Origin of the sequence: Neobacillus mesonae (assembly GCF_023715155.1) — a bacterium.
GTDB classification, from domain to species: Bacteria; Bacillota; Bacilli; order Bacillales; family Cytobacillaceae; genus Neobacillus; species Neobacillus mesonae_A.
The window spans coordinates 43,822-58,527 of the sequence record NZ_JAMBNQ010000002.1 but is presented as its reverse complement, the minus strand read 5'-3'; the positions used below and the strand labels follow the sequence as shown (position 1 = coordinate 58,527).

The 14,706-nt window shown below is 40.7% G+C and carries 15 protein-coding genes; 8 read left to right on the top strand and 7 right to left on the bottom strand.

From position 1 onward, the window contains the following. Nucleotides 1-9 precede the first annotated feature (9 nt). The 3 genes from nadA to nadB form a co-directional block, all read right to left on the bottom strand. Nucleotides 10-969 carry a quinolinate synthase NadA gene (gene nadA / locus M3183_RS03130; RefSeq protein WP_251466392.1) on the bottom strand — a complete coding sequence of 320 codons (960 nt, stop codon included), beginning with the start codon at nucleotides 967-969 and terminating at the stop codon, nucleotides 10-12. Nucleotides 970-1,069: 100 nt separating this feature from the next. Beyond that, on the bottom strand, nucleotides 1,070-1,906 hold the full coding sequence (gene nadC, locus M3183_RS03125) for a carboxylating nicotinate-nucleotide diphosphorylase (RefSeq protein ID WP_251466391.1): 837 nt from the start codon (nucleotides 1,904-1,906) through the stop codon (nucleotides 1,070-1,072). Then, nucleotides 1,875-3,452 (bottom strand): L-aspartate oxidase, encoded by a 1,578-nt coding sequence (nadB, locus tag M3183_RS03120; protein WP_251466390.1) that lies wholly within the window; start codon nucleotides 3,450-3,452, stop codon nucleotides 1,875-1,877. The genes nadC and nadB overlap by 32 nt, the downstream gene beginning before the upstream one ends. A 172-nt stretch (nucleotides 3,453-3,624) precedes the next feature. On the opposite strand from nadB, the gene M3183_RS03115 reads away from it, so the two are divergent. Beyond that, the gene (locus tag M3183_RS03115) at nucleotides 3,625-4,164 is read left to right on the top strand and encodes a transcription repressor NadR (RefSeq protein ID WP_251466389.1); all 540 of its coding nucleotides are present in this window, start codon (nucleotides 3,625-3,627) and stop codon (nucleotides 4,162-4,164) included. A 142-nt stretch (nucleotides 4,165-4,306) separates the two neighbouring features. On the opposite strand, the gene M3183_RS03110 is transcribed toward M3183_RS03115, so the two are convergent. Together M3183_RS03110 and M3183_RS03105 are read right to left on the bottom strand one after the other, a co-directional pair. Next, a complete protein-coding gene (locus M3183_RS03110) occupies nucleotides 4,307-5,788 on the bottom strand; it encodes a multicopper oxidase family protein (RefSeq protein ID WP_251466387.1) in 1,482 nt (493 codons plus the stop codon). 241 nt (nucleotides 5,789-6,029) lie between these two features. After that, nucleotides 6,030-6,752, bottom strand: coding sequence for a CBS domain-containing protein (locus M3183_RS03105; protein ID WP_251466385.1), 723 nt, complete (start codon nucleotides 6,750-6,752; stop codon nucleotides 6,030-6,032). Nucleotides 6,753-6,985: 233 nt separating this feature from the next. On the opposite strand from M3183_RS03105, the gene M3183_RS03100 reads away from it, so the two are divergent. The 5 genes from M3183_RS03100 (at nucleotide 6,986) to M3183_RS03080 (ending at nucleotide 11,079) form a co-directional block, all read left to right on the top strand. Next, nucleotides 6,986-7,153, top strand: a complete 168-nt coding sequence (locus tag M3183_RS03100; RefSeq protein WP_251466383.1) for a hypothetical protein — start codon at nucleotides 6,986-6,988, stop codon at nucleotides 7,151-7,153. A gap of 303 nt (nucleotides 7,154-7,456) precedes the next feature. Then, on the top strand, nucleotides 7,457-8,020 hold the full coding sequence (gene ahpC, locus M3183_RS03095; RefSeq protein ID WP_251466381.1) for an alkyl hydroperoxide reductase subunit C: 564 nt from the start codon (nucleotides 7,457-7,459) through the stop codon (nucleotides 8,018-8,020). A 12-nt stretch (nucleotides 8,021-8,032) separates the two neighbouring features. Next, nucleotides 8,033-9,562: an alkyl hydroperoxide reductase subunit F gene (gene ahpF / locus M3183_RS03090; RefSeq protein ID WP_251466379.1), complete on the top strand. Its 1,530-nt coding sequence runs from the start codon at nucleotides 8,033-8,035 to the stop codon at nucleotides 9,560-9,562. A gap of 461 nt (nucleotides 9,563-10,023) precedes the next feature. Continuing rightward, the gene (locus M3183_RS03085) at nucleotides 10,024-10,485 is read left to right on the top strand and encodes a CoxG family protein (protein ID WP_251466377.1); all 462 of its coding nucleotides are present in this window, start codon (nucleotides 10,024-10,026) and stop codon (nucleotides 10,483-10,485) included. 189 nt (nucleotides 10,486-10,674) lie between these two features. After that, on the top strand, nucleotides 10,675-11,079 hold the full coding sequence (locus M3183_RS03080; protein ID WP_251466375.1) for a cytochrome c oxidase subunit II: 405 nt from the start codon (nucleotides 10,675-10,677) through the stop codon (nucleotides 11,077-11,079). Between the two features lie 88 nt (nucleotides 11,080-11,167). Here the strand turns inward: M3183_RS03080 and M3183_RS03075 are convergent, their stop codons facing one another. Together M3183_RS03075 and M3183_RS03070 are read right to left on the bottom strand one after the other, a co-directional pair. Further along, nucleotides 11,168-11,896 carry an SGNH/GDSL hydrolase family protein gene (locus M3183_RS03075; protein WP_251466373.1) on the bottom strand — a complete coding sequence of 243 codons (729 nt, stop codon included), beginning with the start codon at nucleotides 11,894-11,896 and terminating at the stop codon, nucleotides 11,168-11,170. A 211-nt stretch (nucleotides 11,897-12,107) separates the two neighbouring features. After that, complete coding sequence (locus tag M3183_RS03070; RefSeq protein ID WP_251466371.1) at nucleotides 12,108-12,782, bottom strand: uracil-DNA glycosylase; 675 nt, start codon at nucleotides 12,780-12,782, stop codon at nucleotides 12,108-12,110. A 337-nt stretch (nucleotides 12,783-13,119) separates the two neighbouring features. On the opposite strand from M3183_RS03070, the gene yedE reads away from it, so the two are divergent. Then, nucleotides 13,120-14,418, top strand: coding sequence for a selenium metabolism membrane protein YedE/FdhT (gene yedE, locus M3183_RS03065; RefSeq protein ID WP_285878578.1), 1,299 nt, complete (start codon nucleotides 13,120-13,122; stop codon nucleotides 14,416-14,418). Between the two features lie 69 nt (nucleotides 14,419-14,487). Continuing rightward, entirely contained in the window at nucleotides 14,488-14,667 is a 180-nt protein-coding gene (locus M3183_RS03060) for a sulfurtransferase TusA family protein (protein ID WP_311315347.1), read from the top strand. The last annotated feature ends 39 nt before the right edge of the window (nucleotides 14,668-14,706 follow it).

Genomic DNA, 14,706 nt, shown 5'->3' with positions numbered 1-14,706 from the left:
TTTTATTTTTTATCCAACTGAAATCATACGATCAATTGCAAGCTTAGCCTTCTCAGCTGTTTCTTTCGGGACTGTAATCACATAGTTATTTTGCTTTAAAGCATCCAGTACTTTTTCAAGCGTAATCATTTTCATAAATGGGCAGACAGCATCTGGATTAGCCGCGACAAATCGTTTTTTCGGGTTCTGCTTTTCCATCTGATGAATAATTCCTACCTCTGTTGCGACAATGAATTCATCCGCCTTTGATGCTTTTGAATGCTTTAACATGTTACCTGTTGATAGAATATGGGTTTTCTCCTCTGGAAGCACTCCTTCAGACATTAAATACATGCTGGAAGTAGAACAGCCGCATTCTGGATGCACAAGAAGCTCAGCATCGGGATGCTGTGTAAATACATCCTCTACCTGGTATGGCTGAATCCCGGCATGGACATGGCACTCACCCATCCAAATATGCATGTTCTCACGGCCTGTTTCACGTTTTACAAATGAGCCAAGGAACATATCAGGCAAAAATAGGACCTCTTTCTCTTCCGGAATGGAGCGGACAATATCCACTGCATTAGAAGAGGTACAGCAATAATCACTTTCCGCCTTCACCTCAGCTGTTGTATTGACATAGGCAACAACAACTGCCCCTGGATGTTCTGCCTTCCACTCCCGAAGCTGTTCCACCGTAATGGAATCAGCTAAAGAACAGCCGGCCTCAAGGTCTGGAAGCAGTACAGTTTTCTCCGGATTCAAGATAGCTGCTGTTTCCGCCATGAAGTGAACCCCGCAAAATACAATAACCTCTGCATCCGTATTCACTGCCGCACGTGCAAGAGCAAGGGAATCTCCTAAGACATCTGCAATATCCTGTATTTCCGGCAGTTCATAATTATGAGCAAGCAAAACAGCATTGCGTTTCTTCTTCCACTCTTGAATTTCTTCGACTAAACGGCTTTGCATTTCAGTAACGGCCATGTTAAAAACTCCCCCCAATGATTCTCATCATCTTTATTCTTTATTCCGTATGAACAGGCAATCAGTCCCCTGCTGTTTAAAGTTTGATTTATCGTTCGATTTAATCTGGCAGCACCTTGACACTTATATCAAGTGCTTTGTACGAATGTGTTAAAAAGCCAAGAGAGATATAATCAACACCTGTATCACGGAAGCCTGCCAAATTGTCTAATTGTATCCCGCCCGATGCTTCCGTAATAATATGGTCTGGCACCAGCCTGATCAGTTCCCTAATCTCATCAGGAGTGCGGTTATCAAACATGATAATATCAGCGCCAGCTTCAACAGCTTCTGCCACTTGCTCCTTAGACTCTGTTTCTACTTCAACTTTGACCATATGACCTGCGCTCTTACGCACTAAATCCACGGCACTTTTAATAGAGCCGGCAAATGAAATATGATTATCTTTAATCATTACCCCGTCATATAACCCAAGGCGATGATTAAAACCGCCGCCGCAGCGGACAGCATATTTTTCAAGCATACGAAGGCCGGGTGTTGTTTTTCGTGTATCGCAAATTCTTGTATGAGCACTTTCCAGCGTCTGTACTGCTGTACGGGTTAATGTGGCAATGCCGCTCATGCGCTGAACCAAATTAAGAATAACCCTTTCACCTTTTAATAAATCCGAAATTTTGCCCTTAACAGCTGCTAATTGCTGCCCTGACTCAATTGGATATCCATCGCGGACTAGAAGCTCTACCTCTATTTGAGGATTCAAGAGTTCAAATCCCGCCATTATAATATCCTCCCCGCAAAAGACTCCGTCAGCTTTTGCCAAAAAGATGATTTTTCCCTCTGTCTCTTTTGGAAAAATCAAATCTGTAGTCACATCCTGTTCCCCAATATCCTCGATAAAAAATTGCTCAAGCAAAGATTTCAGTTTCAACTTGTTCATGATGAATGACCACATCCCCTTTATGCTTATGAATAATTGTTTTCTTGCACCAATTGTCACTTTCATTTGGATAATCACTTCTATAATGACCGCCGCGGCTTTCTGTCCGCCGTAATGCTGAATCTGTCATCAGATAGGCATTGATATACATAAAAATGGCAGTCAGGTCCTCAACGGAATAGGAATCAAGGTCGGCAAAATCAGTTACATTCCATTCAAGAAGCCAATCTCTCTGTTGTTCTAGAAGCTCTTTACAGCGGACAATACCGACTCTTTTCATCATCAAATCCTTTAGGATTTGGATATCCGGAAGGTCTGCCTTCCTTTCCGCAGCCGGCGGAACCGGTTCAGAGAAAACTGGAATATGAAAGCAATCTTCATTTGAATGAATCAATTGAGATAATTTCTTTCCTTGATAAAGGCCTTCTAGAAGAGAATTGCTTGCCAGACGGTTCGCACCGTGAAATCCTGTGCAGGCAGCCTCCCCAATGGCAAACAGGCCCTTAATAGAAGTACGTCCAACCAAATCTGTTTTAATTCCTCCCATTAAAAAATGACTTCCCGGAACAACTGGAATTCTCCCTTCCGATAAATCAATGCCATTCTTTTCACAAATAGCTGAAATGGTAGGGAATCTCTTTTTAAATTCTGGAATGGAACAAATATCTAAAAATACAGCTTGTCCCTTTTCGAGATAGCTGAAAATAGTTTGGGAAACGACGTGTCTTGGGGCAAGGTCCTTTAAAGGATGAACCCCCTCCATAATCGATGTCCCATCCTCCGTTATCAAAACAGCTCCTTCACCTCTAACCGCTTCTGAAATCAAGCCTTTCGTTACCCCATCCTTATACAGAAGCGTCGGGTGAAACTGAATAAATTCCATATCGGCAATTTCCGCACCAGCCATATACGCTAAAGCAATTCCATCACCCGTAACAGTCTGGGCACCAGAGGAATACCGGTACAGCTGATTGCAGCCGCCAGTCGCTAAAATAACATAATGACCATAAAAGCAGTGGATGGCACCCTCTTGGTCTTTTGCTTTTACACCAATACACCGTTCCTCCATATGGTCCATGATTAATTCATAAGCAAAATAATTCTCTTTTAGCTTTATATTTTTCGTTAATTTGCTAATCAAGTATTCTATCACGTTTTTTCCTGTTGCATCGCCGCCGCTGTGCACAATTCTTTTCTCACTATGTGCACCTTCAAGCCCAAGAAGTAAATCCCCCTTTTGATCCTTATCAAAAATATCCCCTTGTTTCACAATGTCCTGAATAAGCAATGGAGCCTCGCTTACTATTTCACGAACAGCTTCTTCATTATTATGAAATCTGCCCGCTTCAAGCGTATCAGCCAAATGCTTTGAAGGATGATCACAGACACCAATGGAAGCCGCAATCCCACCTTGCGCCATATAAGAATTAGTATTCTTTATCTGTGACTTTGTGAGAATCATCACATTCTTGTCCTGATCAATTAAAGCGGCCAGTTGTAAAGCGGCAACCCCGCTGCCAATAATTAAAACATCATTCACTTTCATACTAGATGCCCCCATTGTTAACAACTGTCTTGACACCTATATTTACATATAATTAAACTAAATACAAGACTTTTTTATACAAAAATCCATAGGTATAGTAAAAACTAATGAAAATAAACATCCAATTTTGGAAAGTTTAAGAGATTGATTGAATCTGATTAGGGGTGTTTCCATGATCACACAGAAAAAATTAACTGGAGAAGAGAGACGGTTACAGCTTTTACAGATGCTAAAGGAAACAGACCATCCCATTACCGGAAGTGAATTAGCCGATAAGGCCAATGTCTCAAGACAAGCGATTGTCGGGGATATTGCATTGTTAAAAGCAAAGAATGAACCCATTATGGCTACGAGTAAAGGTTATATTTATCTAAATCAGACAGATACGGCCCCTATTTTCAAAAAAACCATTGCCTGCCGCCATTTACCAGAAGATGTGGAGCGGGAATTAAATTTAATGGTTGACCATGGCGTAACCATCAGGGACGTTCAAGTAGAACATCCAGTATTTGGACACTTGGCTGCGTCCATCATGGTTTCGACCCGGAAGGAAGTCAAACAATTTATTGAAAGAATCGCCCGTTCAAAGGCATCCTATTTATCTGAATTAACCTGCGGCCGCCATCTGCATACCCTGACTTCTGCCAGTGAAGCCGCCTTGAAAGAAGTGGAAGACAGGCTGAGAAAGGCCGGTTTCTTAGATGAAACATAGGAAGGTTCCTTTTAGCAGCAGAATGCCTTTTGCGCAGCCAGCTGCTGAGCGTATGAGATTATTAGGGAGGAGGGGAAAAAAGGATAGAAAAGGAACCAGAACTTGTACCTTTCATGTACATACTCTGGTTCCCGGAATTATTTTATTCAGGATGGGCTTGTTTATGAGATTCACTACTGTCTTTCTGAAGTTTCTTAGGTATCTGTGATTCTGTCCCAGGTTTGACTAATAAGAACTGTCCCATCATACCGTCATCTTCATGCTTTAATATATGACAGTGATACATATACGGGGAATCTGGATCGGGATAATCCCCAAACTCGACTGCTAGTCTTACCGTTGACCCATTCGGGATAAATACAGTATCTTTTCTGCCTCTTTCATATTCTGGAGGTTTCTTGCCATTTACGTCCAAAACGCGAAAAGCTGCATCATGGATATGAAAGTTATGAGACCAGCCAAAATTATCGACTTCCCATATTTCCTTTGTGCCTGCTGGAACAACCTCATCAATTCGCTCCATGTCCATTTTTTTATCGTTAATCTTAGACTCCATCGTCATTTTAAACTGGCGGACCCTGGCATCCTTTGGCACTTCAATTGGAGGCACAGAGGAAAGCTGCTCAGGTATTGGGGCAGACCCTGTTAATTTTGAAGCTGTTTTAATTTTTAACAAATCAAATTCACCATTTTCAATACCAGAGCCGCTGCTGTAACTATGAAGAATGGTCTCCTCACCAGGCTTAAACTCCACCACAATCTCCGCCCGTTCTCCAGGGCTGAGCTTGACTCTATTTAATTTAACTGGTTTTTGCAAGAGTCCGGCATCATTCGCTACCAGTTTATAGGACCTGTCGTCCGAAAACCCAAAATAATAGGCTCTTGCATTTGAAGCATTTAGCAGCCTGAAACGAACTCGGCTGGCTGTTACCTTTAGATAGGGGTCATATGTTCCATTAATCAGAATTTCATTGCCAAGTGTACCAAAGGTTGTGTCATCCTTCTCCGATAGCTGTCCGTCACTAGTAAACAATTTATCTTGTACAATCAGCGGGATATCGTCGACTCCATACTTAGAAGGCAGTTTCTGTGAATCCTGATCCTCAATCATAATCATGCCGGCAAGTCCACGGTACACGTGTTGTGCGGTTTTCCCCTGGATGTGGGGATGGTACCATAGGGTTGCAGCCGGCTGATTAATGGTCCAATGCGGCTTCCAAGTATCCCCCGCTTTAATCATCTGATGCGGGCCGCCGTCCATAACGGCAGGCAGCTTCATTCCATGCCAATGCAAAGTGGAAATACCAGGCAAATGATTAACAACATCAAAAGCCACTTTGTCCCCGTTTGAGACCCGAATGGAGGGGCCGAGATAGGAACCATTAATCCCCCATGTATCAGCCGTCTTCCCAGATAAAAACTCTGTCTTTCCTGTTTGCATGGTTAATTTGAAGTGTTTTACACCATCTGAAGCAGTGACCGGTTCCAGAAGCTGTGGAATTTTTAAAGGATTTTCAAAATGCAGCTTTCCTACATTTGTTACGGTCTCTTCTTTGCCGCAGCCGGCCAGCCCAAAAACAAGCAGCACCAATAGAAGGCCCATCCATCTATTATATGATTTCAACGTTTCCCCTTACTTCCTTTCCTTTCAAAAGAAACTTTATAAAAGAATAATGGATCTCTTGATATTTGAATATTAATCAACTATTTCATGTTACAAACCTATGATAAACAGGATAAAATAAAAATTCAATATAACACCCATGAAAGCCGAAACACCTAGACCAGCCATGACACGATCAAAACAACCCTGCACATACATGATTGTTTCTTATCTCTATTATTCATTTTCCACGAATAAGAAGCTAGTCCAGAACATCAATTTCCACAAGATCCCATGAGGTTACGATTCCTATTGGTTTTTGCGTTTTAAGGCCTGTTTCAGTTATAATCACTGCTTCAAGCTTTTTCCCTTTTAAATGATAGTTCTCAAAATATTCCTCGATTTCAAACATCCCAGCCTCTTTTGGAGCAAATTCCACTAGATAGGATTTTCCCAAAGGGAATAAATCCTTAATCTCTACCTCATTTATCTGAATACTGGTACCAATCATATTTTTTGCAAACCATTGAATAATGTTCTCTGATGTTAAAAGCCACTTATATCCTTCTGTATCATAGATGGGAAAGACAGAATAAGCATGCTGCTGAATAGCAGTCAATACCTCACTTAATTTTGTATTTTCATGAAAGTAAATAACCGGTTTCGTTGCGATGGATACAGCTGCTTTCGGATGGGTCAGCTGTGCAGCAATTTTCTCAATTTTATCCACTACACTTTCATGCGGCTCCGCAATATAAAAGCCCAATTCCACCTTATCATGAACAATGGAATTTCTCAGCCGCCCATACATCTTTAAATCATGATAATACTTCCGAATAATAGAAAAAGACGGAAAGCCAATCTTAAGCAAATCCGTAAATTTATCAGATCGAGCATTCCGTACATTCTTTTGCAGCCAGCTATGAATCTGGTTAAACGCCACTTCAAAGCGTTCAGAAAGCTTTTTGTCTACTAAAACTGTCAAGCTGCCTACCTCCTTTTTATAGGTATATTTTAACACAGCCCCCCAAAAAAGAAGTCCATTTGTACCACAATAAGATGGGTTTCTTCCTATATTAAAAGTTTTTCAAAGCCGAAACGATTGTATAAACTATGGAAGTTTTGTCTATCCTAAATCTATAAAAGATAGCTTGGGAGAGTGAAGAGATTGAGTTGGATTGATGCAGAAAAGAACAGGTTAAAGCCGAGGTGGTATCGATGGGTATAGAAGAATTAAATAAAATAATCGCCATTAAGAAGATGGATTTAGAAGAATGTGAACAAGAACTGAACAATCGATACTATCCTTCTATTGTAAGAATCGCAATGATGAATTATATAGTAGTTTTACAGAAACAAATAGAGGAATACGCTAAAGTTGACTAAATATTTTGAGGGGGTGTCATTACCCCCTGTGTCTTTTCATTTACTACAGTTATTCTCAATTACACCGTCAGAATAGTGTAAATCCGTTAAAATAAATATTGAAATGGAAACCGCCTTAAGAGATTAAAGAATAACAGCAGACTTTTAAATTAAATTAATTCCTGCATTTCATGCTTTTCAGTTGACAAAAATAATAATCACTATATAATAATTAATATAAATAAGAAATAATTATAGATAGTTAAAATCCAACAAAAAGGACAAGCTATCTATGGTTAAAAATTTTTTTAGGAGGAATTTATTATGTCTTTAATTGGAAAAGAAGTACTGCCATTCACAGCGCAAGCTTTCAAAAATGGAGAATTTATCGAAGTAACAGAACAAGATTTCAAAGGTCATTGGACTGTCGTTTGCTTCTACCCAGCAGACTTTACTTTCGTATGTCCAACAGAACTTGAGGATCTTCAAGATCAATATCCAAAACTTCAAGAACTTGGTGTAGAAGTATTCTCTGTTTCTAGAGACTCACACTTCACACACAAAGCATGGCACGAAACTTCAGATGCAATTGGCAAAGTTACTTATGGCATGATCGGTGACCCTGCACACGTTCTTTCAAGCAACTTTGAAGTTTTAAGAGAGGGCGAAGGCGCTGCTGACCGCGGCACATTTATCATTGATCCAGACGGAGTGATCCAAGCTGTTGAAATCAATGCAGACGGTATTGGCCGTGACGCAAGTCAATTAATTGATAAAATCAAAGCAGCACAATATGTGCGTAACAACCCAGGTGAAGTTTGTCCTGCAAAATGGAAAGAAGGCGCTGCAACACTTAAGCCAAGCCTTGACCTTGTCGGAAAAATTTAAGAGGTGTTCTAAATGATATTAGATGCGGATATTAAAGCGCAGCTCGAACAATATCTTCAATTATTAGAAAACGATATCGTACTTAAAGTAAGTGCAGACAGTGATCAATTATCAAATGATATGCTGTCTTTAGTTGATGAACTTGCAGCCATGTCATCTAAAATTAAAGTTGAGAAAACAACATTGGAGAGAACACCCAGCTTTAGTGTAAACCGCATCGGAGAAGATACCGGAATTATTTTTTCCGGTATCCCCCTTGGACATGAGTTCACTTCCCTTGTCCTAGCATTACTGCAGGTCAGCGGAAGAGCTCCAAAGGTAAACCAGGCAGTCATTGATCAAGTTAAAAACATTAAGGGTGAATATCACTTTGAAACATATGTAAGCTTAACTTGTCATAACTGTCCTGATGTGGTACAGGCACTAAATATTATGAGTGTCCTTAATCCCGGCATCTCTCATACGATGATTGATGGTGCGTCTTTCAAAGATGAAGTGGAATCAAAAGGCATCATGGCGGTTCCAGCAGTTTTCCTAAACGGAGAATCCTTTGGCAGCGGCCGTATGTCTCTTGAAGATATTCTTGCAAAATTGGGAAGCACACAAGATCCTTCAGAGTTCTCTGATAAGGAGCCATTTGATGTGCTTGTAGTCGGCGGCGGCCCTGCCGGAGCCAGTGCAGCAATCTATGCAGCACGTAAAGGTATCCGTACAGGTGTTGTGGCTGAACGTTTTGGCGGCCAGATTATGGATACCCTTGGTATTGAAAACTTTATCAGTGTGAAATACACAGAGGGTCCTAAGCTTGCTGCAGGCCTTGAAGAACATGTCAAACAATATAACGTAGATATTATGAATTCCCAGCGTGCTAAGCGCTTGGAAAAGAAAGACCTTATTGAAGTAGAATTGGAAAACGGCGCTGTTCTAAAGAGCAAAACAGTTATTCTTTCTACTGGTGCCCGCTGGCGTAATGTGAACGTCCCAGGTGAGGCAGAGTTAAAAAATAAAGGCGTAGCCTACTGCCCTCACTGTGATGGTCCATTGTTTGAAGGAAAAGACGTTGCTGTCATCGGCGGCGGTAACTCCGGAATTGAAGCAGCAATTGACCTTGCAGGTATTGTGAAGCATGTAACGGTTATTGAATTTGCACCTGAGCTAAAAGCTGACTCTGTGCTGCAAGACCGCCTTAACAGTCTTCCAAATACAACCATCATCAAAAATGCACAGACTAAGGAAATTACCGGTACTGATAAAGTGGACGGTATTACCTACATTGACCGTGCAACAGGTGAAGAACATCATATCGAATTACAGGGTGTATTTGTTCAGATTGGTCTTGTACCAAATACTGAATGGCTCGAAGGAACACTTGAGCGCAACCGTATCGGCGAGATTATCGTTGATAAGCGTGGTGCAACCAGCATCCCTGGTGTATTTGCTGCAGGCGATTGTACGGACAGTGCCTATAATCAGATCATCATTTCAATGGGATCCGGAGCAACTGCATCATTAGGTGCATTTGACTATCTCATTAGAAATTAATAATCTATCAATTGAAAACCCATCCTATGGTAACTCATTACCATAGGATTTTCATATTAAAACCGCTTTGCATTCTGGCAAAGCGGTTTTCCTTTTTATCCTAGCGTATTTTTTATACATCTATAAGTATGGCATTTCCTCAAACAAATCATCTAAACCATTTCTAGAAAATGGGCTTGGCTAAATTTACTAAAAATAAACCTTGACTTTGGTCAAGGTCTTCCCTTTTAAGACAGACACCCCTCTTCAGGATTAAAAAAGTTAGCCGGGAAGAGCACGTCATAAATTAAAATGTTCTGCCTGGCTTCTCTCCACCCATTTTTTCCGTATCCTATTAAAATCAGATCACATTCAAAACAATCGTAATCCCTCACCCGTGCTCAAGGACAAATCTCCATTTGGCTTTTTCAACATATACATGTATGACAGTTAAACTATTGCAGCAGAAAGAAGGGTAATAAATGCCAAGCGCTATGTATCAAGTTGAAGTCGATTTACCCATCCAACAGGTTTGGGACTTTGTTAAAAATATGGATAACTGGGCTCCGCTTATTCCTGGTTATATTCAACACCGGAAGTTTACCAACCGGCAGTCTATCTGGGAGTTTTATAGCAGCATCGGATTTATAAAGAAAAAAATCAGTCTGATGGTCAACATTAAGGAGTGGGTTGAACCGACAAAGATTACTTTTGACTTAAAAGGGGTCAATGAAAAACTTTTTGGCAGGGGTTATTTCCTTGCAGAATCAATCGATCAAAATAAAACAAGAATAACAGGATCTCTTGAGCTTACTGCAGGAGGTGCAGCAGGACCGCTGATTAATACCGTTTTAAAGTCTTACCTTACTACAGTAACGAAAGAGATGGTAACTGCCATCGCTGCGAAATTAGAAGAGCTGAATAGAACGCAATTTCTTGTCTAAAGCGAAGATAGACCCTGCATGGCTTGGGGACTCATCCAATTCGTACGGCTTTCTCCTTGTTTTACATTAAATTGATTTAAATCAAGGAAATAAATGAATCAGCCCCTTAAAATTAAATTGGCTAAACAGGGTGGACTTTAACCCCCCACCGTTGTTTAGTTATATTCCATATAAAGGGGAGTACATAACATGAGGATGATTGGACTATTTTTATTAACAGGTGCCTTAGCACTGGGCCTTGCCGCATGCGGCGGAGGGGATGAACAAACATCTGCCAAACAGGATCAGGCTGTTGAAACTTCAACTGATACAAATGCAGGTGCTCAAGAGTTCACGATCACTGCGAAGAACTGGAATTTCTCTTCAGATAAAGAGATGGTTGTGAAAAAAGGAGAGAAAGTTAAACTGAATTTAGTAAACAAAGAAGGCGTTCATACCATTCATAATGATGAACTGGGAATTGACCTGACAACCGACAAACCCGCTGAATTTACAGCAGATAAAACGGGAGAATATGTATTAAAATGCTCTACCGTTTGTGGTGCCGCAGAGGATCACGAAGGAATGAAAATTTCATTAAAGGTAGTAGACTAAGCTGGATAAATAAAGCCGCAGCAATCTTTCTAATGTATAGCATGATTCAAGGCTGTTGAGTATATACAACAGCCTTGAAAGCTTATATTTAATTTAACCCTAAAGACTTCAAACCTATCTCAGCCAGAAGTTTTTGACCGGTAATAGATGGATGAACATCTCCTGGTATAAGGTTCGTCACAGGGTCCAATCCAATTACGTATGCATGAGCAATGACTAAATTCGGAAAATGCAGTTGTAATAGCTCCAAGTTTGGATTGATGATCCCCTGAAGGAGCTGGGTGCCGGCTGACAGGTTGGGAAATGGATTATATAAATTGTATACCACTACTTTTACATCTGGATTTAGCGAATATATTTCTTGGATGATGATAGGAATATTATTCTGAAGACTTTTAATAGACGGCCCCAGTAAATTCATTAATGCCTGCGGGTCTGACAGGTCTACCCCGCTATTCATAGCATCACTTAAAGGCTTCAGCAAATCATTGCTCCCAATATTCAATGTAATATAATCTGCCTTGTTTACTGCTTGTCTGAACTTTTGATCATTTTTCAAGGCATTTACCAAGTCAGATGTTTTCCATCCTGGTACAGCAAGGTTCCGAACACGCAAATCGGCCGCTTCCCCCATTAAATACGGAAAGGCCTCTTTTGATGGTGCACTGGTGTTTTTAAAAAGACCATACCCAAATGGGATAGAGTCTCCCAATGAAACGAGTGACTTTTGAGCATTCTCACTCTTAGCAAATCCTGATGTTGCAAAGAATAAACTGATAATTACTAGTAACGGCAGCAGTTTTATAATCCTTTTCAACTTGTTCTCTCCCTCATAAATAAATATTTTTAACTACCATTCATTATATTTAGGTATAAAGAAGGAGGTTGTCGAAATGAACAGTAGAATAGTATTTATTTTCTACTAAAAAGCGACTAATTGACCGAAACAACGCTATATTTCTATTAAAAATTCATCTTAGTTGAATGATAGAAAAACATACCTTCCTATCCTTCAATAAGCATCGCAACTAGAGATTAGGTATTTGCCAATCAATCTCCTGCATCCCATTTTCCCGCAAAATGGCATTTGTCCTTGAAAACGGCCTGCTCCCAAAGAAACCTCTATTAGCCGAAAATGGACTAGGGTGAGGGGACTTTATAATAAAATGCCGCGATGAGGTAATGAATTGCTGCTTTTGCTGCGCGAAATTCCCCCACAGGATAAACACAACCGGTTTCTCCCTTTGATTTAATGTTTCGATTACCTTATCCGTAAATTGCTCCCAGCCAAGTCCCTTATGTGAATTCGGAGTCCCTGCCCGCACGGTTAAGACTGCATTTAGCATTAATACTCCCTGCTTTGCCCACTTAACAAGGCAGCCATTATTGGGAATGAAACAGCCCAAATCAGTTTGAAGTTCCTTATAGATATTTTGCAATGATGGAGGAATTCTTACCCCCGGCTGAACTGAAAAACTTAATCCGTGAGCCTGCCCTGGACCATGATAAGGATCTTGGCCAATAATAACCACCTTCGTATCAGTAAAGGAAGTAAAATGCAGGGCATTATATATATCATACATATCAGGATAAACTGTTCTTGATTGATATTCCTGTGCTAAAAACTTCCTCAAATGTTGATAATACGGTTTATTGAACTCCCCCTCAAGTAATGGAGCCCAGTCATTTTTTAAAATTTCCATACTCATTCCACACCCGATTCTATATTAATCAACCACTTTTATTATAAAATTGAACCTTTTAAGTATCAATGAAGTGAGACGCCTTTCTGTTTCACACGGAATGGAAATAGAGAAGCCTTACAAACTACAAACTATTATCTCGTTTTCCGATTTATTATTTCTTTATGAACCCGTATTCATTTGATATAACGATGGATTTTAATCCAACTTATCGATAATTCAAATTGCTATAAGGTTGTATAAGCGTTACATTAGTAAGTAAATTGAACTTTTTAAATGCCTGGGACACTCTGGGCATTTTTTGTGTTTTTACGTATCTTTGGACAAATCTATCGGGATGGCTCTTATCATCAACACTCTAAAAATCCGTTCCGATCCGTTTTGTAAAAACAAAGGGGGAGTTAAAATGAATCTATATCAAAAAGTCTTCAAGGAATATTGGAATCCCTATGTGGCAGTTGGGATTGCAGGACTTGTCAGTGCCTTATACTTCGGAATCACTGGTACGGTTTGGGCAGTTACCGGTGAATTCACCAGATTAGGCGGACACATACTAGAATGGTTTGGAGTCGATGTATCCCAATGGGCTTATTTTAAGCTGGTGGGTCTTGAGGGGTCTCCTATCAGCCGGACAGATGGCTGGATTGTCATTGGAATGCTGGCTGGCGCACTCATTACGATTTTACTGAGCAATAGCTTTAAAATCCGGGTACCGAAACAAAAGCGCCGGCTAATTCAAGGTTTTATTGGCGGAATTATCGCAGGTTTTGGTGCGCGCCTTGCCCTTGGATGTAATTTGGCGGCCTTTTTTACAGGGGTGCCTCAGTTTTCATTTCACTCTTGGATCTTTATGGTAACCACTGCTGTCGGTACTTACTTCGGTGTTAAGGTCGTGAATACCAAATGGTGGCGGGGCAAGCCGGCCTTAACGAAAGGTTCCATGAACCCGGTTGTCACCCAGCATGCGCAAAAAAGAAATATTCAGCCAATCCTAGGACTCATTTTTGCCTGCCTATATCTTGCTATTATTGTTTACTTTTTCGCTGCAGGTAAATCACTGCTTGGAGTGGCCTGTATAGCCGGAGCGTTATTTGGAATCCTTATTGAACGCGGACAGATTTGTTTTACCTCTGCATTCCGTGATTTATGGGTCAGCGGCCGCGCTGTCATGTCCAAAGCCATTGCGGTTGGAATGATTATCAGTGTGGTAGTAACATTTTTCTATATCCAAAACGGCTCTATTGCTCTTATTAAAGTAGCTGCTCCTAACACGGCAATAGGCGGCCTTCTTTTTGGGTTTGGCATTGTTCTTGCCGGCGGCTGTGAGACTGGCATGATGTATCGCGCAATGGAAGGCCAATTATTATTCTGGGTGGTAGGTGCCGGTAATATCATCGGAGCTACTGTACTTGCTTATAGCTGGGATCACCTCGGCATCTATCATGCTCTTGTGGAAAATTGGCCAAAAGTGAACTTAATGGAACAATGGGGACCTATGGGAGCCCTGTTTGGAACACTGGCTATGCTTGCTGCCTTGCTATTACTATCAAATTGGTGGGAAAAACGGTTCCGTTATGGTACGGGGATTCAACATCAAAAAATGGAACAAATTACTCACGTTACAAAGGAGGTATAATGCATGTCCCAAATAATGGATGTCAACTACACCTTAGACATTCGCGGTGAGCCATGACCATACCCTGTCATTTATGCGCTGGATGCGCTAAAGAATATGAAAATCGGAGAAATTCTACAAGTTATCGCAGACTGTCCGCAATCCTTTCGAAGTGTTCCGGAAGAAGCCGTTAAACATGGCTATCAGCTTCTAGCAGAGCCGAAAAAGGTTGGGCAGGATATTTATTTTTATATTAAAGTAGTGAAATAGACGACGTTAAAAAGATACTTTTACAATGAAGACCCTGGA

What these genes read in the sequence shown, in the direction of transcription:
- ahpF (WP_251466379.1), top strand. Translation starts at nt 8,033, where the DNA reads ATGATATTAGATGCGGATATTAAAGCGCAGCTCGAACAATATCTTCAA.
- yedE (WP_285878578.1), top strand. Translation starts at nt 13,120, where the DNA reads ATGGCTCTTATCATCAACACTCTAAAAATCCGTTCCGATCCGTTTTGT.
- M3183_RS03080 (WP_251466375.1), top strand. Translation starts at nt 10,675, where the DNA reads ATGAGGATGATTGGACTATTTTTATTAACAGGTGCCTTAGCACTGGGC.
- nadC (WP_251466391.1), bottom strand. Translation starts at nt 1,906, where the DNA reads ATGAACAAGTTGAAACTGAAATCTTTGCTTGAGCAATTTTTTATCGAG.
- M3183_RS03085 (WP_251466377.1), top strand. Translation starts at nt 10,024, where the DNA reads ATGCCAAGCGCTATGTATCAAGTTGAAGTCGATTTACCCATCCAACAG.
- M3183_RS03115 (WP_251466389.1), top strand. Translation starts at nt 3,625, where the DNA reads ATGATCACACAGAAAAAATTAACTGGAGAAGAGAGACGGTTACAGCTT.
- nadA (WP_251466392.1), bottom strand. Translation starts at nt 969, where the DNA reads ATGGCCGTTACTGAAATGCAAAGCCGTTTAGTCGAAGAAATTCAAGAG.
- M3183_RS03100 (WP_251466383.1), top strand. Translation starts at nt 6,986, where the DNA reads ATGGGTATAGAAGAATTAAATAAAATAATCGCCATTAAGAAGATGGAT.
- M3183_RS03070 (WP_251466371.1), bottom strand. Translation starts at nt 12,782, where the DNA reads ATGGAAATTTTAAAAAATGACTGGGCTCCATTACTTGAGGGGGAGTTC.
- nadB (WP_251466390.1), bottom strand. Translation starts at nt 3,452, where the DNA reads ATGAAAGTGAATGATGTTTTAATTATTGGCAGCGGGGTTGCCGCTTTA.
- ahpC (WP_251466381.1), top strand. Translation starts at nt 7,457, where the DNA reads ATGTCTTTAATTGGAAAAGAAGTACTGCCATTCACAGCGCAAGCTTTC.